Source organism: Streptomyces poriferorum (assembly GCF_019399235.1).
In the GTDB taxonomy this organism is placed as follows: Bacteria; Actinomycetota; Actinomycetes; order Streptomycetales; family Streptomycetaceae; genus Streptomyces; species Streptomyces poriferorum.
The window spans coordinates 14,928-32,689 of the sequence record NZ_JAELVH010000152.1 but is presented as its reverse complement, the minus strand read 5'-3'; the positions used below and the strand labels follow the sequence as shown (position 1 = coordinate 32,689).

Here is a 17,762-nt window from a genome sequence, read left to right as displayed (position 1 = left end):
CCCCGGCCGGCCGGGGTCGCCCGGTTGCGCCTGCCGTGCTCGCCCTGCGGCGGCTGCCCAATCCCCGGCTGACCGGCATCGGCGCCGGGCTCTTCGCCGCCGCCGTCATGTTCGTCCTCGGCTGCGCGGACTGGTTGCTGTTCGACGGCTCGTCCGCCGTGTTCGGGGTGCTGTTTCTGCCGGTCAGCGCGCTGACCGCGCTCTGGGTACGGCCCGCCGACCTGGTGACCGCGCCGATCAGTGTGCCGATCGCGTTCGCCGTCGGCATCATCCCGATCTCCGGCGGCACGGGCGGCTTCGGCGGGCAGACCATGGCCGTCGTCACCGCCCTCGCCGTCCACGCCGGCTGGCTGTACGGCGGCACGCTCGTCGCCGGGCTCATCGCGACCGTGCGCAAGGTCCGCCTGATGCGGGCCCGGCAGCGGCGGATGCTGCTGGCCGCGCAGACCGCGCGGCCAGCCGGGCAGCCCTCACCGGCGGCGCGGGCCGCCGGGCGGACCCCGCGGCGCCCGTCCCGGCGATAGGGCGCAGAAGCGCCGGAGGCCTCAGCGGCCCGCCGCCGCCATCGCCGCGCCCACGATGCCCGCGTTGTTCTGCAGCTCCGCGGGCACCATCTCGGCCCGCACGTGCTCGATGAGCGGCAGGAACTTGTCCGCCTTGCGGCTGACACCTCCGCCGATGATGAACAGCTCGGGCGAGAACAGCATCTCCACGTGGGCCAGGTACTTCTGCACCCGGTGCGCCCAGTGGTGCCAGCTCAGATCGCCGTCCTCCTTGGCCTTGGTGGAGGCGTGCTTCTCCGCGTCGTGGCCGTGCAGCTCCAGATGGCCGAGCTCGGTGTTGGGCACGAGCCTGCCGTCGATGAAGAGCGCGCTGCCGATCCCCGTACCGAAGGTCAGCACGATGACCGTGCCCTTGCGGCCCCGGCCCGCGCCGAAGGTCATCTCGGCGATGCCGGCCGCGTCCGCGTCGTTCAGGACGGTGACCGGGAGGCCGAGCTTGTCGCCGAGCAGGGTGCGGGCGTCCAGGTCGATCCAGCCCTTGTCGACGTTGGCCGCGGTCCTGGTGAGACCGCTGGTGACGACCCCGGGGAAGGTGATGCCCACCGGCCCCTGCCAGTCGAAGTGGCCGACCACCTCGGCCACGCACCCGGCCACGTCCTCGGGAGTGGCCGGGTGCGGGGTGAGCACTTTGTGGCGCTCCTGCGCCAGGTCTCCGCGGTCCAGGTCCACGGGAGCACCCTTGATCCCGGATCCGCCGATGTCCACGCCGAAGATCTCCATGTGATCCACGGTACGGGTACCGGGCCCCGCTCACTTCCTGGAACGGGAAACCGGTGAGAGCGAGCCCGGGCGGTGCGCCAGGTGCTATTCCGCCGACAGTGCCGCCGCCTCCGCGCGCAGGTCGCGGCGGAGCTCCTTGGGCAGCGAGAACACGATCGACTCCTCGGCCGCCTTCACGATCTCCACGTCCTCGAAGCCCCGCTCGGACAGCCAGGCCAGAACGCCGTCGACCAGTACCTCGGGCACCGACGCGCCGGAGGTGACACCGACCGTGGAGACGCCGTCCAGCCAGGCCTCCTCGATCTCGTCGGCGGAGTCGACGAGGTGGGAGTCGCCCGCACCCGCGCCGAGCGCGACCTCGACCAGGCGGACCGAGTTCGAGGAGTTCTTCGAGCCGACGACGATCACCAGGTCGGCGTCCGCGCCCATCTGCTTCACCGCGATCTGGCGGTTCTGCGTGGCGTAGCAGATGTCGTCGCTGGGCGGCGAGATCAGGAGCGGGAACTTCTCCTTGAGCGCGCCGACGGTCTCCATCGTCTCGTCGACCGAGAGCGTGGTCTGGGAGAGCCAGACGACCCTGGACGGGTCGCGCACCTCGACGTTTCTGACGTCCTCGGGGCCGTCGACCAGGGTGATGTGGTCGGGGGCCTCGCCGGAGGTGCCGATGACCTCCTCGTGGCCCTCGTGGCCGATCAGGAGGATGTCGAAGTCGTCCTGCGCGAAGCGGACGGCTTCCTTGTGGACCTTGGTGACGAGCGGGCAGGTCGCGTCGATCGTGGCGAGCTTCCGCTCGGCCGCCTCCTCGTGCACGGTCGGCGCGACGCCGTGCGCGGAGAACATGACGATCGAGCCCTCGGGGACCTCCGCGGTCTCCTCTACGAAGATCGCGCCCTTCTTCTCCAGGGTCTGCACGACGTACTTGTTGTGGACGATCTCGTGGCGAACGTAGACCGGGGAGCCGTACTGCTCCAGGGCCTTCTCCACGGCGATCACGGCACGGTCCACGCCGGCGCAGTAGCCACGGGGAGCGGCGAGCAGGACGCGGCGGGGTGTCGGAGCAGTCATGCGTCCCATCGTAACGGCCTCCTTCCCTGCCCCGGGGAGGCCGTTAGGCCGTACCGAACAGGCGCGGGGGTAGCGGGGTCGGGAGACTGATCATCACGCGAACGATGACGCGAACGACGGAGGGCTCATGGCCGGCAGCGGCACGGAATCCGGCACCGGCGGTCCGGACGGTTCAGGCGTCCCCGGCGGTCCGGACGGCACGGGCGGCTCCACGGAGCAGGTGAGGCTGCGGCGGACGCTCGGCTTCCGGGACCTGGTGGTCTACGGGCTGCTCTTCATCGCCCCGATGGCACCCGTCGGCGTCTTCGGCACCCTCGACGCGAAATCCGAGGGTGCCGTGGCGCTGGTGTACATCGCCGCGACCGTCGTCATGGCGTTCACCGCCTTCAGTTACGCCCAGATGGTGAGGGTCGCCCCGCTGGCGGGTTCCGTCTTCGCCTACGCCCGCAAGGGGCTCGGCGAAGGGCCTGGTTTCATCGCCGGGTGGATGGCGATGCTGGACTACCTGCTGATCCCCGCGGTCGCCTATCTCTTCTCCGGGATCGCGATGAACTCGCTGGTGCCCGAGGTGTCGCGATGGGTGTGGACGGCTCTGGCGGTGGTCCTCACCACTCTGCTCAACCTCTGGGGCGTACGGGCGGCTGCCCGGGTCGGCTTCGCGGTGCTCGCGATGGAGATCGTGGTGCTGCTGGTGTTCATGGTGTCCGCGGTGGTGGTCCTCGCACGGGACGGGGCGCAGCGCGACTGGCTGTCGCCGCTCACCGGGGATTCGGGTTTCTCCGCGTCGGCGGTGCTGGGCGCGGTGTCCGTGGCCGTGCTCTCGTATCTGGGCTTCGACGCCATCGCCTCGTTCGCGGAGGAGGTGACGGGCGGGTCGGCGAAGGTGGCGCGGGCGGTCCTGTTCTGTCTCGTGCTGGCGGGGGCGCTGTTCGTGGCGCAGGCGTATCTGGCCGCGCTGCTCGAACCGATGACGTCGGCGGAACTGGCCGCCGACCCGGTGGCGCAGGGCTCGGCGTTCTACGACACGGTGGACTCCGCGGTCGGGACCTGGCTGCACGATCTGGTGGCGGTCAGCAAGGCGATCGGGGCGGCGTTCGCGGCGCTGGCCGGGCAGGCGGCGGCGGGGCGGCTGCTGTTCGCGATGGCCCGGGAGCGCCGGCTGCCCGCGCTGCTGTCCAAGGTCGATCCGGGTTCGGGGGTGCCGAGGATCGCGATCCTGATCGCTGCGGTCGTCACGATGGTGGCTGCGGTGTGGGCGGCCAGGCGGGACGACGGCCTGGATCATCTGGTGTCCGTGGTGGACGTCGGGGCGCTGACCGCGTTCGTCCTGCTCCACGCGTCGGTGGTCGGCTGGTTCGCGGTGCGGCGGATGGAGGGGCCGCCGAGTTGGTGGCGCCATGTCCTGATCCCGGTGGTGGGGGCCGGGGTGCTGATCGCGGTGATCGTGGAGGCGACGACGAGCGCTCAGGTGGTGGGCGCGTGCTGGCTGGCTGTGGGGTTGGTGGTGCTCGCGGTGCAGCGGGGGCGCCGGGCGGCGGCCTGAGGGAGGTCGGCGGGGGAACGGTCCTCGGGCCTGAGGGCGGCGGAGGAACGGCCCTCGGGCCTGAGGGCGACGCGGACCGGCCCTCGGGCCTGAGGGCAACGCGAACCGGCGAGGGCGGCGCGGACCGGCCCTCGGGACCTGAAGGCGGCGAGGACCGGGCCTGGTGTCGGTGCCGGCGGATACGCTCGCTCGCATGGCTCTCCAAACTTCCCCGGAAGCTCCGCTGCCCGTCGGTGACGTGTCGCGGCTGATCGGCGGCTGGATCGACCGGCTCGGCGCGGTCTGGGTCGAGGGGCAGATCACGCAGCTGTCGCGGCGGCCGGGTGCCGGAGTCGTGTTCCTGACCCTGCGCGACCCGTCCCACGACATCTCGGTGAGCGTGACGTGCTTCCGGCAGGTATTCGACCGCATCGCGGACGTGGTGACGGAGGGCGCGCGCGTCGTCGTCCTCGCGAAGCCCGAGTGGTACGCGCCCCGCGGCCAGCTCTCGCTGCGGGCCACGGAGATACGGCCGGTCGGCATCGGTGAGCTGCTGGTCCGGCTGGAGCAGCTCAAGAAGTCCCTGGCCTCGGAGGGCCTCTTCGCTCTCGACCGCAAGAAGCCGCTGCCCTTCCTGCCCCAGCTGATCGGGCTGGTCTGCGGACGCGCGTCCGCGGCCGAGCGCGATGTGCTGGAGAACGCGCGCCGCCGGTGGCCCGCCGTCCGCTTCGAGGTGCGCAACACCGCGGTACAGGGTGTGCACGCGGTGAACCAGGTGGTCCACGCGGTCAAGGAGCTCGACGCCCTCGACGAGGTGGACGTCATCGTCGTGGCACGCGGCGGGGGCAGCGTGGAGGATCTGCTGCCGTTCTCGGACGAGGAGCTGATCCGTACGGTCGCCGCGTGCCGCACCCCGGTCGTCTCGGCGATCGGGCATGAACCCGACTCCCCGCTGCTCGACCTTGTCGCCGACGTGCGGGCCTCCACGCCCACGGACGCGGCGAAGAAGATCGTGCCCGATGTGGGCGAGGAGCTGGACCGGGTGCAGCAGCTTCGGGACCGGGCGCTGCGGACGGTACGGGGGCTGCTCGACCGGGAGGAGCGGGGCCTGGCGCATGCGCTGGGGCGGCCCTCCATGGAGCACCCGCAGCGGATGGTGGACGAGCGCGCCTCGGAGGTCGACGCGCTGATCGGGCGGGGCCGGCGGGTGCTGGGGCATCTGCTGGACCGCGCGGACTCGGAGCTCGCCCACACCCGCGCCCGCGTCCTCGCGCTGTCGCCCGCCGCGACGCTGGAGCGTGGGTACGCGGTGCTCCAGCGGGCGGACGGGCACGTGGTCCGGGACCCGGCCGACGCGGGCGCCGCCGGGGACGCGCTGCGGGCCCGGGTGTCGGGGGGCGAGTTCACGGTGCGGGTCGACGGGTGAGCGGCCGCGGCCGCAGGGAACGGACATGCCGACGCATAGGGTGGATCACATGACGGACGACGGGACGACGACGGCTGCGGCGACGGGCACGCTCGGTTACGAGCAGGCGCGCGACGAGCTGATCGAGGTGGTGCGCCGGCTGGAGGCGGGCGGAACCTCGCTGGAGGACTCCCTCGCGCTGTGGGAGCGCGGCGAGGAGCTGGCGAAGGTGTGCCGGCACTGGCTGGAGGGTGCGCGCGCCCGTCTCGACGCGGCGCTGGCGGGGCCCGCCGCCCCAGGACCGGACGCCGGGGACACCGCGGCCGGCGCGGGCTGAGGGACACAGGCCCGGTGGAACGGCGCAAGGCGTCCGCCTTGTGGGGTCGGTCACTCCCCTCCCGTTTTAGTTGAAAGTTAACCTACCTCTCCCGTACCGTGATCAGCGTTGCTTGATCCCCCGTGTACGTCCGGAAGGTAATACGCAAGATGTCCCTCGTTCTTGACCCCGCCGCCCAGGACCTCCTCTTCCGTGAGGCCCGCACCGCCAACACCTTCACCGACGAGCCGGTGACCGACGAGCAGGTCCAGGCGATCTACGACCTGGTCAAGTACGGCCCGACCGCGTTCAACCAGTCGCCGCTGCGCGTCATCCTGGTCCGTTCGGACGAGGCCCGCGCCCGTCTGCTGCCGCACATGGCCGAGGGCAACCAGCCGAAGACCGCGACCGCCCCGCTGGTCGCGATCCTGGTCGCGGACAACGAGTTCCACGAGGAGCTCCCGGCCCTGCTTCCGCACTTCCCGCAGGCCAAGGACATGTTCTTCTCCGAGCGCCCGGTCCGTGAGTCGGCTGCCACGCTGAACGCCGCCCTGCAGGCCGCCTACTTCATCATCGGCGTCCGCGCCGCCGGCCTGGCCGCCGGCCCGATGACGGGCTACGACGCCGCCGAGATCGAGAAGGAGTTCCTCGACGGCGACCACAACGTGCTGATGGTCGTCAACATCGGCAAGCCGGGCGAGGACGCCTGGTTCCCGCGTCTGCCGCGCCTGGCGTTCGACGACGTCGTCCAGACCGTCTGAGCCACGCCGCCCCCACGGGCACTTGAACATGAGGAAGGCCCCGGAGCAGGTGCTCCGGGGCCTTCCTCATGTTGCCCGGAATGTTCCTGTCCCCGGAAGTACTCGTACGCCGAAGCGTGTACGTCAGGACGTCTTGAGCGACGCCGCCATCTCCGTCAGCCGCTCCGTCGAGGCGGACCCGGTCACGACCGTGGTCGCACCCTTGTCCTGGCGCACGAGGGCGTCGTACTTCGGGCCCTCCCAGTGCTGCCAGGTCTCCCCCGCCACCTGCTGCGTGCGGCCGGTGTCCTTCGCCTTCCGGCTGACCTCGGTGACGTACTTCTCCGCAGCGGACGTGGACTGCTCCACCGCGACGTACTTGCCGTCCGGGTCCAGGAAGCCCAGGTGCCAACTGTTGCCCGCCGCACGGTCGTAACCGACCGAGGTGGGCTTCCAGTCCTGCGCCAGACCGCTCGGGGCCGCCACCGGATACGGGGCCGCGCGCCGCGCCGTCAGGAGCTCGACCCGGTAGTCGACCGCCTTGACCGGATCGGCCTTGTCGTCGTGCGGAACGAAGATGTAGGCGACGCCCGCCACCGCGGAGATCACCGCCAACGACAGGAACATGTCCCGCACTGTCTGCTTGCCTCGCTTGCTTGCCACGCGTCCATCGTCGCATCAGCCCCGGCGGCACCGAAGCCCGGGACCGGGTCGGAGGGCCGGATCGGGGGACGCGGCGGGGCCGGGCCGCACGCCCGGATCGGCCACCCGACCGAGAGGGGCCGCTCATTCGTGACCCGGTCTGCTCATTTTATCGACCTGACGATAGAGTCACATCACCCTCATCCGGTCGTCGTCGTACAGAAAGGTGCGCTCCGATGTCCGAGCATCATCTGCCGTCCCAGCTGGAGGTCTCCCCGGAGGCCCCTGACCGCAACCTCGCCCTGGAGCTCGTCCGGGTCACCGAGGCCGCCGCCATGGCCGCCGGGCGCTGGGTCGGCCGCGGGGACAAGATCGGCGCCGACGGCGCCGCCGTGAAGGCCATGCGGACCCTCGTCTCCACCGTGTCGATGAACGGCATCGTCGTCATCGGTGAGGGCGAGAAGGACGAGGCCCCCATGCTGTTCAACGGCGAGCGCGTCGGCGACGGCACCGGCCCCGAGGTCGACATCGCCGTCGACCCGATCGACGGCACCACCCTGAACGCCAAGGGCATGCCGAACGCGATCGCCGTGCTGGCCGCTGCGGACCGGGGCGCGATGTTCGACCCGTCCGCCGTCTTCTACATGGACAAGCTGGTCACGGGTCCCGAGGCCGCCGACTTCGTCGACATCAACGCCCCCGTCTCGGTGAACATCCGCCGGGTCGCGAAGGCCAAGAACTCCATGCCCGAGGACGTCACCGTCGTCATCCTGGACCGCCCCCGCCACGAGGGCATCGTCAAGGAGATCCGGGAGACCGGCGCCCGGATCAAGTTCATCTCCGACGGCGACGTCGCGGGATCGATCATGGCCGCCCGTGAGGGCACCGGCGTCGACCTACTGATGGGCATCGGCGGCACGCCCGAGGGCATCATCTCGGCCTGCGCCATAAAGTGCCTCGGCGGTGTCATCCAGGGCAAGCTCTGGCCGAAGGACGAGGCCGAACGGCAGCGCGCCCTGGACGCCGGACACGACCTGGACCGGGTGCTGTCCACGGACGACCTGGTCAGCGGCGACAACGTGTTCTTCGTGGCCACCGGCATCACGGACGGCGAGCTGATGCGGGGCGTGCGCTACCGCGCGGAGACGGCGACGACCGAGTCGATCGTCATGCGCTCCAAGTCGGGCACCATCCGGAAGATCGACTCCACCCACCGGCTTTCGAAGCTGCGTGCCTACAGCGCGATCGACTTCGACCGCGCGAAGTGACGTAGGTACGTCCCGCGAAGAGGCGCCCCCCATGTGCGGTGGGGGCGCCTCTTTGCGTCTACGGACGCGAACAGCGGGACGGGAAGACGGGTACGGGTGCGCGCGTACAGGTACAGGTACGGGACGGGTACGACTACGAGTACGGGCACAAACGCAGGTACGGTCCGGTGTTTCCGTCAGCCGGCCGCGGCGATGTGGCCGGTGGCACCGGACGCCTTGAGCTCCGCCTCGCGCCGCCTGCGGCGGGCGAGCGCCACGCGGCGTTCGGCAGCGGTGAGGCCGCCCCACACCCCGTACGGCTCCGGTTGCACCAGGGCGTGTTCGCGGCACTCGATCATCACGGGGCAGCGCGCGCAGACCCGCTTCGCGGACTCCTCGCGCGAGAGTCGGGCAGCAGTCGGCTCCTTCGACGGAGCGAAGAACAGCCCGGCTTCATCCCGGCGGCACACCGCCTCCGAATGCCAGGGGCCTGCCTGGTCCTCCCGAGCGGGGGTCCGCTGGGGAGGGATGGCGGCGACCTGCAGGGGCTGATGCGGCAGTTGCAGCACGGTCCACTCCTGACGACGGCTTCGCGAGCAAGAGGCGATGCAGCGTTCCCTACCCGCTGTGCGCGCGCCTATGCACTGAGTGGCACTCAGTTCCGGTCCACGGAATTGCGGTCGAGCACATTTCCGTCCGGAATCCGCCCCGAATCCGGCCCGAATCCGGCCCCGCGCAACGACCCGTCCCCGCGCGCCCTTACGCGCCGCCGCACGTCGCGCCGTTGTCAGTGGCCGAGATGTTTGCGCAGCCTGTCCTGCAGATCCGCAATGAACTTGCCGCGCTTGGGCTTCGCCTCGACGCTGCCGAACACCGAATATCCGTTGACGGCAACCACGGGAGCCTCGGGATCCGCCGATTCCAGCGTGGTGACTTCGAAACTGCCGAAAATCCCCGTTCCGCTTCCGCGCAGCGAGATGTTCTCGGGGACTCTGATGTCCACGCTCCCGAAGATGGAAGTCGCATTGATCACCGTGAGCCGTTGTCCGAAAAGGGCCTCGGTCAGATCGATCTCGACACTGCCGAACAGCGAGAACGCGTTCGTGCGCCCGCCGACCCGCCACCGGCCCTTGCGGCTGGCGCTGCTGAAGATCGCGACCAGGTTGTCGGCGGGCCCCGTGGGCACCTCGGCGGCCGGGGCGTACGAGGCGCCGACGGGCCGGGGGGTGCCGCCCGGCGCCGGCAGGTCCCGTACCAGCGGTTCGAGTTCCCCGACGGTCTTGGCGCGGTAGACGGAGTCGACCCGCTCGGCGTGCTCGTCGGCGGTCAGCCGGCCCTCGGCCATCGCCTCACGCAGGATGTCCGCGATCCGGTCGCGGTCCGCGTCGGAGGCGCGGATGACGTCGGGTTCCGCCCGCACGGTGGGCTGCTGGGGGTGCTTTTCGAGGTCCACCGGCCCAGCGTACCCAAACGCGATAGATCGCGACTAGGGGGCGACCGGGCGCGGCGGGCATATATCGCGATCCGGCCCGGCAGGGCGAGGACGCGACCCCGTGGGGCGAAGAGGCGCCGCCGGGGGCCGGCACCCGGCCCCCGGGCCGGAACCGCGATGAGCCCTACCTCACAGACCCGGCACCCCCGCGGGGTCCTACCCTGGTGGGTGCGCTGGCCAAGGGAGGCCAGCCGCTGTCTGCCGAGTGAGGAATGGCCGTAATGCCAGAGTTTGCGTACTCCGATCTGCTCCCCCTGGGAGAGGACACCACGCCGTACCGCCTGGTCACCGCCGAGGGTGTGTCCACCTTCGAGGCCGACGGACGTACGTTCCTCAAGGTCGAGCCGGAGGCGCTGCGCACCCTGGCCGCCGAGGCCATGCACGACATCTCGCACTATCTGCGCCCCGCACACCTGGCGCAGCTGCGGCGGATCGTGGACGACCCCGAGGCCTCGTCCAACGACAAGTTCGTCGCGCTCGACCTGCTGAAGAACGCGAACATCGCCGCCGCGGGTGTCCTGCCGATGTGCCAGGACACCGGCACCGCGATCGTCATGGGCAAGCGCGGACAGAACGTGCTGACCTCGGGTGGTGACGAGGAGGCCCTGTCGCACGGCATCTTCGACGCGTACACCAAGCTCAACCTGCGCTACTCGCAGATGGCCCCGCTGAACATGTGGGACGAGAAGAACACCGGCTCGAACCTCCCGGCGCAGATCGAGCTGTACGCGACCGACGGCGGCGCGTACAAGTTCCTCTTCATGGCCAAGGGCGGCGGTTCGGCCAACAAGTCGTTCCTCTTCCAGGAGACCAAGGCGGTCCTCAACGAGGCCTCCATGATGAAGTTCCTGGAGGAGAAGATCCGTTCGCTGGGTACGGCGGCCTGCCCGCCGTACCACCTGGCGATCGTCGTCGGCGGTACGTCGGCCGAGTTCGCGCTGAAGACCGCGAAGTACGCCTCCGCGCACTACCTGGACGAGCTGCCCGCCGAGGGCTCCCCCACCGGTCACGGCTTCCGTGACAAGGAGCTGGAGGAGAAGGTCTTCGAGCTGACGCAGAAGATCGGCATCGGGGCGCAGTTCGGCGGCAAGTACTTCTGCCACGACGTGCGGGTGGTCCGTCTTCCCCGGCACGGCGCCTCGCTGCCCGTCGCCATCGCCGTGTCCTGCTCGGCCGACCGCCAGGCCACCGCGAAGATCACGGCCGAGGGCGTCTTCCTGGAGCAGCTGGAGAAGGACCCGGCGCGCTTCCTCCCCGACACCACCGACGAGCATCTGGACGAGGCCGGGGACGTCGTGAAGATCGACCTCAACCGGCCGATGGACGACATCCTCGCCGAGCTGACGAAGTACCCGGTCAAGACCCGGCTCTCGCTGACCGGCCCGCTGGTCGTGGCGCGCGACATCGCGCACGCCAAGATCAAGGAGCGGCTGGACGCGGGCGAGGAGATGCCGCAGTACCTGAAGGACCACCCCGTGTACTACGCGGGCCCCGCGAAGACGCCCGAGGGCTACGCCTCCGGTTCCTTCGGCCCGACCACGGCCGGCCGGATGGACAGCTACGTCGCGCAGTTCCAGGCGGCGGGCGGCTCCAAGGTGATGCTGGCCAAGGGCAACCGGTCCAGGCAGGTCACCGACGCGTGCGACGCGCACGGTGGGTTCTACCTCGGCTCGATCGGCGGTCCGGCGGCCCGTCTCGCACAGGACTGCATCAAGAAGGTCGAGGTCGTCGAGTACGAGGAGCTCGGTATGGAGGCGGTCTGGAGGATCGAGGTCGAGGACTTCCCGGCGTTCGTCGTCGTCGACGACAAGGGCAACGACTTCTTCACCGAGCCGGCCCCCGCCCCGACGTTCACCAGCATTCCGGTGCGCGGTCCCGGCCTCGGCTGACCGACCCCCGCACCCGCACCCGCACCATCGAGGGGCGCCCCGGCCACGGCCGGGGCGCCCCTCGGCCGTGGCCGAGGCATCGGCGGCACGTCACAGGCCGCAGGCCGCATGGCCGGTCCGCGCGACCGGGGCGTTTGACCGGTCCGTGCGACCGCTCCGTGTAACCGGCCCGTTTGACCGGCCCGTTTGACCGGTCCGTGCGACCGCTCCGTGTAACCGCTCCGCGCGACCGGTCCCGGACGGCCAGATTCAGCCAATCTCGCGAAGCGGCGTCCGGCGCCGCCCGCTCCTCTCCCGCGTCCGGATCGCGCCCCGGTCAGGGCCCCCGCGTCCGAGGCGTCTCGCCCCGGACGTGCGGACCGGGCCGCGCGCCGCCGCCCCGGGCGGTTCCGCATCACCCGCAGGGACCGCGCCCGCACCGCCGCTTTCGCGCAGAGAGCCGTCCGTACGGCTTGCGGGGAGCCGTACCGATGCGGTGAGTTGTCCGCGTTGGGCCGGAGAACCGTGCCTCTTCCTCCGACGCCCCGATTCCCGGTCCCCCACACCGGAACACCCCGCCTCCCGGCCCGGACGCCGGGACCAGACACCCGGCTGTCCGAACCCACACCGAACCACCCTCACCGTCCCGATCCGGAAAGGCGGACACCGCATGACGCCGGTCCCTCACCGCAGCCACACCGACGACCTGCTCTCCTTCATCAGGGCCAGCCCCTCCCCGTACCACGCCGTGGCGAGCGCGGCCCAGCGCCTGGAGAAGGCCGGTTTCCGTGAGCTGCGGGGCACCGACGACTGGACGGGCACCACGGGCGGCAGCTTCGTCGTCCGCGGCGGAGCCCTGATCGCCTGGTACGCACCCGAGGGCACGCCCTCCCACACCCCGTTCCGGATCATCGGCACCCACACCGACTCGCCGAACCTGCGGATCAAGCCGAGCCCCGACACCGGATCCGCCGGCTGGCGGCAGATCGCGGTGGAGATCTACGGCGGGGTTCCGCTCAACACCTGGCTCGACCGCGACCTGGGCATCTCGGGCCGGCTGGCCCTGCGGGGGCCGGGCAGTCGGACCGACTCCCGGCTCGTCCAGATCGACGAACCGCTGCTGCGCGTGCCCCAGCTGGCGATCCATCTGGACCGTTCCGTCAACGACGGCCTCGCACTGGACCGGCAGCGGCACATCACCCCTGTCTGGTCGCTCGGCGTCGCGGAGGAGGGGGCGCTGCTGCGCAGGGTCGCCGCGGCGGCCGAGGCCGAGCCGGACGAGGTGCTCGGCTGGGACCTGATGCTCCACGACATCCAGCCCCCCGGATACCTGGGCGCGGAACGGGAGTTCCTGGTCTCCTCCCGGCTGGACAACCTGGTGTCGGTGCACGCGGGCGTCACGGCGCTGGCCGGTGCGGCGACGGCGGCCGGGGAACCCGCGTACATCCCCGTCCTGGCGGCCTTCGACCACGAGGAGGTCGGCAGCGGTTCGGACACGGGTGCGCAGAGCCCGCTGCTGGAGAGGGTGCTGAGCCGTTCGGTCACCGCTCGCGGCGGCAGCCAGGAGGACTGGTCGCGGGCCCTGGCCGGCGCCTTCTGCGTCTCGGCCGACATGGCACACGCGGTCCATCCCAACTACGCCGAGCGCCATGACCCCGACCACCGCCCGCTGCCCAACGGCGGCCCCACCATCAAGGTCAACGCCAATCAGCGCTACGCCACCGACTCGACCGGGATCGCGATGTTCGCCTCGGCCTGCGAGCGGGCGGGGGCGCCGTGGCAGCCGTTCGTCTCCAACAACGCGATGCCGTGCGGTACCTCCATCGGACCGCTCACCGCGGCCCGGCTGGGTGTGCAGACCGTCGACGTGGGGGTGCCGGGCCTGTCGATGCACTCGGCGCGCGAGCTGTGCGGGGCGGACGACCCGGGATACCTGGCGGCGATCCTCGGCGCGTTCGTGGCCTCGGACTGAACCCGCGTTCGTACCCTCGGGCCGAACCCGGATACGCGACCCAGGACCGACCCCGGGTACGCGACCCCGGGCCGACCCCAGGTACGCAACTCGAATTGAACCCGGGTACGGGGCGGGGCCGGCTGCCCCGCCCCGTACCGGACGCTCCGAGGTGCTACGCGAAGCGCTGCCGCGCGCTTGCGTCGCAGGGCTGGAGCCTCAGCGGGTCATGGGCTCCCGCCAGGGTCGCGCACAGCCCGGTCGAGGCGGCCGGGCGCAGGGTGCCCGACTGGCGGACGAACTGCTGGTTGGCCGCGCCCGAGCAGTTGTAGAGGATGAGCGCGGCGCCCGCCGTGTACTTCGCGCCCGGTACGTCCAGGCAGCGGTCGTGGCTCAGCTCGGTGCGGAGGTTCTTCGTGCCGGAGTCGTACCACCAGCCCTGGTTGCGCCCGCCGTGGCACTCCCAGCCGGTGACGCCGGTGTTGTTCCGGGTGACCGAGGCGGGGACGTCCAGGCAGCTGCCCGTCGCCTCGCCGCGCAGGGGCTTGAAGGCGTCGTCCCAGGCGGCGGCCTGGAGCACGGGCTTCCCGGTGCTCGCCGGGTCGGCGCAGCTCGCCTCGCGCAGGCCCGAGTTGTAGATCTGGGTCAGGCAGGAGGCGAAGGCGCCGTGGCCGGCCGCGTTCGGGTGGAAGGACTGCCGGAGGGAGTTGGAGTCCGGCGGGAAGTGCGAGAGGTCGATGAACAGGCCGCGGGCCCAGGTGGACTCGCTGCACACCTCGTGGCCGTGGAAGAGCCGGGAGTTGTCGAGGTAGACCGCTCCGGTGTCGGTGGCGACCTTGCGCATGCCGCGCTCGAAGGCCGGAACGGCGACGTTACGTCCCCAGGCGGCGTCGGAGTCGTATCCGGCGCAGCCGCCGGGAAGCTTGCCGGGGAAGTTCGGGTTGTCGTAGAAGTCCGGGCCGATGGGGCTCGGGTAGCCCATGACGACGAGCTTGTAGTCGGCGTCGGCGTAACCGGCGCCGGTCATCACCGTCCGCAGGTCGCGCACGGTCTTCTCGACCTTGGGCACGAGTCCGTCGACGCGGGCCTGCCAGCCGCCGTCGTACTTGGGCTCACAGGTTCCCTGGCTGAGCACCCAGCGCGTGACGCAGTCCGTCATGACCGGGCCGAACTGGAGGTCGTCGTTGGCACCCGCCACCAGCACGATCATCTTGATGCGGGTGTTGCGCGCCTTGATGGCGAGGTTGTCGCTCTGGACGAGTTCGTCGGCGTACTGCTTCGAACCGCCGATGACGATGTTTCCGGTGTACGCGCCGGAGCACGAGACGTTGTACGTGACGTCGGCCGGGATCCCGGTGCGGTGGATGGCCGAGTCGGGTGAGCGGTGGCACCAGTTGTCGGGGCCGTTGGTGCCCGCCTCGTACGTGCCGACGCCCTCGCCCGAGATCTCGCTGTCGCCGAGCGAGATGAGCCCGGTCTTGCGTTCGGCGAGCGGGCGCTCGGCCGGGTCGCCGTACAGCCGGGTGGCCTCGGCGGCGCGCAGGGCCTCCAGTTCCGGCGGCAGGGCGGTGGATGCGGTACTGCTGGTACCGGGCTGGGCAGCACCCGCCGGGCCGGCGGCTACGGTCATGCCGCCCAACGCCGCCGCCATGGCCGCGACGGCCGCGACCGTACATCGGAGTCGGTATCCGGTACGTCTCATTGCGCCTCCCGAGGTTGTTGTTACCCCCGGTATTTACTGGTCGGTAGACAACTTGGGAATACATGGAACAAGACAAGTGCTCATCTTTTTCAGGAGGTTGGATCACCATGGACGAGGAAACCGGCAAGGACTACCGCACCGAGCACGACTCGATGGGTGAGGTGCGGGTACCCGCCGACGCGAAATGGCGCGCCCAGACCCAGCGTGCCGTGGAGAACTTCCCGATCTCCGGGCAGCGCCTGGAGCGGGCGCACATCGCGGCCCTCGCGCGCGTCAAGGCCGCCGCCGCCAAGGTGAACGCCGAACTGAAGGTGCTCGACCCGGAGATCGCCGAGGCCATCCAGGAGGCCGCGGCGGAGGTCGCCGAGGGCCGCTGGGACGCGCACTTCCCCATCGACGTCTTCCAGACGGGCTCCGGTACCTCGTCGAACATGAACACCAACGAGGTCCTGGCCACGCTCGCCACCGAGCGCCTCGGCCGCGCGGTCCACCCCAACGACCACGTCAACGCCTCGCAGTCCTCCAACGACGTCTTCCCGTCCTCCATCCACATCGCCGCGACCGGCTCGGTGACCGGCGAGCTGATCCCGGCGCTGGACCATCTGGCGGCGGCGCTGGAGCGCAAGTCCGCCGAGTTCGCGGACGTGGTGAAGTCGGGGCGTACGCACCTGATGGACGCCACCCCCGTCACCCTGGGCCAGGAGTTCGGGGGGTACGCGGCACAGATCCGCTACGGCATCGAGCGGCTGCGCGCCTCGCTCCCCCGCCTCGCCGAGCTGCCGCTGGGCGGCACGGCCGTCGGCACCGGTATCAACACCCCGCCCGGCTTCTCCGCCGCCGTCATCGCCGAGGTCGCCCGCGTCACCGGGCTGCCGCTCACCGAGGCCCGCAACCACTTCGAGGCGCAGGGCGCGCGGGACGGCCTCGTCGAGACCTCCGGCCAGCTCCGCACGATCGCGGTCTCCCTCACCAAGATCTCCAACGATCTGCGCTGGATGGCGTCGGGACCGCGCACCGGACTGGCCGAGATCAGCCTCCCCGACCTCCAGCCGGGCTCCTCGATCATGCCGGGCAAGGTGAATCCGGTCATTCCCGAGGCCGTGCTGATGGTCGCCGCCCAGGTGACGGGGAACGACACGACGGTGGCCGTCGCGGGCGCCGCCGGCAACTTCGAGCTGAACGTCATGCTCCCGGTCATCGCGAAGAACCTGCTGGAGTCCGTCCGGCTCCTCACCCACGTCTCCCGGCTGCTCGCGGACCGTACCGTCGACGGGATCACCGCGAACGTCGAGCGGGCCAGGGAGTACGCGGAGTCCTCACCGTCCGTCGTCACCCCGCTGAACAAGTACATCGGCTACGAGGAGGCCGCGAAGGTCGCCAAGAAGTCCCTGGCCGAGCGGAGGACGATCCGTGAGGTGGTGCTGGACTCGGGCTACGTCGAGCGCGGCGACCTCACCGTGGAACAGCTCGACGAGGCGCTGGACGTCCTTCGTATGACCCGCCCGTGACGCGCATCGCTGCGGCGCGGGCGGCGCTCTCACTAAGATCTCTCCATGACAGGTACCGGAGAGACCGAGCGCTGGGCGCCGGGTGATCAGATCCTGTGGCGCTACCGTGGCAACGGACCGCGGCGACGCGGTCCCGCGCCCGCCCGGACCCCGAACCCCGTGCACATCTGCCGTCCGGTCACCGTCGTCCAGGACACCGACGAGCTGCTCGCCGTCTGGGTCGCCCCCGGCACCGAGTGCGTGAAGCCGGTGCTGGCCGACGGCACCGACGTGCACGCCGAGCCGCTCGCCACCCGATACACCGCCCCGCGCACCACCGCTCGCTCGCCCTGGCTGGGCAACGGGGTGCTGAAGCTGGCCCGGCCCGGCGAACCGTGGTCCGTCTGGCTGTTCTGGGACCGGGGCTGGCAGTTCCGCAGCTGGTACGTGAACCTGGAGGAACCGCGGACCCGGTGGCCCGGCGGCATCGACTCCGAGGACCACTTCCTCGACATCTCGGTCTACCCGGACCACAGCTGGCTCTGGCGCGACGAGGACGAGTTCGCCCAGGCCCAGCGGGTCGGCCTGATGAGCCCGGACGCCGCCCGGCAGGTGCTGGCGGCCGGGCGCGCGGCCGTCGGGGTGATCCGTGAGTGGGGGGCGCCGTTCCGGGACGGCTGGGAGGACTGGCGGCCCGACCCGCGCTGGCGGGTGCCCGCGCTGCCCGCCGACTGGGACCGGCTCCCGGATGACTGGGACCGCACCCCCTCCCCCATGCCGTCGTGAGACCCTTGATGCACCCCACTGGGGCAAACGTAGGATCGTTCCGAGAAGATCGGCTCCGCCCCAACCAACGGGCGCGGCACATGACCTGACCGTAAGTCACCGAGTCATCGCACACGTGCACACTTCAAGAACCGCATCAGTGGTACGAGTCGTGCGAGTCGCACGAGTTGTCCGCATCGCATGAGCCACGACGAGGGGGTGGAGACATGCTCGCTGTCCGCCGCCCCGGCGCCGGAAACGTTGTCACCGACACTCC

Annotated in this window: 16 protein-coding genes; 10 read left to right on the top strand and 6 right to left on the bottom strand. The window is 70.9% G+C overall.

What is annotated here, in order from left to right:
* The coding region (locus JGS39_RS24425; protein WP_219571601.1) for a DUF6542 domain-containing protein at positions 1–524 on the top strand (524 nt) is incomplete at its 5' end.
* 21 nt (positions 525–545) lie between these two features.
* On the opposite strand, the gene ppgK is transcribed toward JGS39_RS24425, so the two are convergent.
* Both ppgK and JGS39_RS24415 read right to left on the bottom strand, forming a co-directional pair.
* The gene (ppgK, locus tag JGS39_RS24420; RefSeq protein WP_219571600.1) at positions 546–1,283 is read right to left on the bottom strand and encodes a polyphosphate--glucose phosphotransferase; all 738 of its coding nucleotides are present in this window, start codon (positions 1,281–1,283) and stop codon (positions 546–548) included.
* A gap of 84 nt (positions 1,284–1,367) precedes the next feature.
* The gene (locus tag JGS39_RS24415; RefSeq protein ID WP_219571599.1) at positions 1,368–2,357 is read right to left on the bottom strand and encodes a 4-hydroxy-3-methylbut-2-enyl diphosphate reductase; all 990 of its coding nucleotides are present in this window, start codon (positions 2,355–2,357) and stop codon (positions 1,368–1,370) included.
* Between the two features lie 118 nt (positions 2,358–2,475).
* Here JGS39_RS24415 and JGS39_RS24410 point away from each other — a divergent pair, with 118 nt between their 5' ends.
* The 4 genes from JGS39_RS24410 to JGS39_RS24395 all read left to right on the top strand — a co-directional run bounded on the left by JGS39_RS24410 (position 2,476) and on the right by JGS39_RS24395 (position 6,352).
* Entirely contained in the window at positions 2,476–3,891 is a 1,416-nt protein-coding gene (locus tag JGS39_RS24410) for an APC family permease (RefSeq protein ID WP_236063599.1), read from the top strand.
* A gap of 193 nt (positions 3,892–4,084) precedes the next feature.
* Positions 4,085–5,296: an exodeoxyribonuclease VII large subunit gene (gene xseA, locus JGS39_RS24405; RefSeq protein WP_219571598.1), complete on the top strand. Its 1,212-nt coding sequence runs from the start codon at positions 4,085–4,087 to the stop codon at positions 5,294–5,296.
* A gap of 49 nt (positions 5,297–5,345) precedes the next feature.
* Positions 5,346–5,612 (top strand): exodeoxyribonuclease VII small subunit, encoded by a 267-nt coding sequence (locus tag JGS39_RS24400; RefSeq protein WP_219571597.1) that lies wholly within the window; start codon positions 5,346–5,348, stop codon positions 5,610–5,612.
* Positions 5,613–5,761: 149 nt separating this feature from the next.
* Complete coding sequence (locus JGS39_RS24395; RefSeq protein WP_219571596.1) at positions 5,762–6,352, top strand: malonic semialdehyde reductase; 591 nt, start codon at positions 5,762–5,764, stop codon at positions 6,350–6,352.
* 123 nt (positions 6,353–6,475) lie between these two features.
* Here the strand turns inward: JGS39_RS24395 and JGS39_RS24390 are convergent, their stop codons facing one another.
* Positions 6,476–6,994 carry a DUF4245 domain-containing protein gene (locus tag JGS39_RS24390; RefSeq protein WP_219571595.1) on the bottom strand — a complete coding sequence of 173 codons (519 nt, stop codon included), beginning with the start codon at positions 6,992–6,994 and terminating at the stop codon, positions 6,476–6,478.
* A 215-nt stretch (positions 6,995–7,209) separates the two neighbouring features.
* Here JGS39_RS24390 and glpX point away from each other — a divergent pair, with 215 nt between their 5' ends.
* Complete coding sequence (glpX, locus tag JGS39_RS24385) at positions 7,210–8,241, top strand: class II fructose-bisphosphatase (RefSeq protein WP_219571594.1); 1,032 nt, start codon at positions 7,210–7,212, stop codon at positions 8,239–8,241.
* Positions 8,242–8,417: 176 nt separating this feature from the next.
* On the opposite strand, the gene JGS39_RS24380 is transcribed toward glpX, so the two are convergent.
* Positions 8,418–8,789, bottom strand: coding sequence for a WhiB family transcriptional regulator (locus JGS39_RS24380; protein ID WP_219571593.1), 372 nt, complete (start codon positions 8,787–8,789; stop codon positions 8,418–8,420).
* A gap of 218 nt (positions 8,790–9,007) precedes the next feature.
* Positions 9,008–9,673, bottom strand: coding sequence for a DUF1707 SHOCT-like domain-containing protein (locus JGS39_RS24375; RefSeq protein ID WP_219571592.1), 666 nt, complete (start codon positions 9,671–9,673; stop codon positions 9,008–9,010).
* A 251-nt stretch (positions 9,674–9,924) separates the two neighbouring features.
* Between JGS39_RS24375 and JGS39_RS24370 the strand changes: the two genes are divergently transcribed.
* Both JGS39_RS24370 and JGS39_RS24365 read left to right on the top strand, forming a co-directional pair.
* A complete protein-coding gene (locus JGS39_RS24370) occupies positions 9,925–11,601 on the top strand; it encodes a fumarate hydratase (RefSeq protein ID WP_219571591.1) in 1,677 nt (558 codons plus the stop codon).
* Between the two features lie 649 nt (positions 11,602–12,250).
* Positions 12,251–13,552 carry a M18 family aminopeptidase gene (locus JGS39_RS24365; protein WP_219571590.1) on the top strand — a complete coding sequence of 434 codons (1,302 nt, stop codon included), beginning with the start codon at positions 12,251–12,253 and terminating at the stop codon, positions 13,550–13,552.
* Positions 13,553–13,706: 154 nt separating this feature from the next.
* On the opposite strand, the gene JGS39_RS24360 is transcribed toward JGS39_RS24365, so the two are convergent.
* Entirely contained in the window at positions 13,707–15,233 is a 1,527-nt protein-coding gene (locus tag JGS39_RS24360) for a ricin-type beta-trefoil lectin domain protein (protein WP_219571589.1), read from the bottom strand.
* Between the two features lie 107 nt (positions 15,234–15,340).
* Between JGS39_RS24360 and JGS39_RS24355 the strand changes: the two genes are divergently transcribed.
* Together JGS39_RS24355 and fomD are read left to right on the top strand one after the other, a co-directional pair.
* Positions 15,341–16,741: a class II fumarate hydratase gene (locus JGS39_RS24355; protein WP_219571588.1), complete on the top strand. Its 1,401-nt coding sequence runs from the start codon at positions 15,341–15,343 to the stop codon at positions 16,739–16,741.
* A gap of 45 nt (positions 16,742–16,786) precedes the next feature.
* Positions 16,787–17,506 carry a cytidylyl-2-hydroxypropylphosphonate hydrolase gene (gene fomD / locus JGS39_RS24350; protein WP_219571587.1) on the top strand — a complete coding sequence of 240 codons (720 nt, stop codon included), beginning with the start codon at positions 16,787–16,789 and terminating at the stop codon, positions 17,504–17,506.
* The last annotated feature ends 256 nt before the right edge of the window (positions 17,507–17,762 follow it).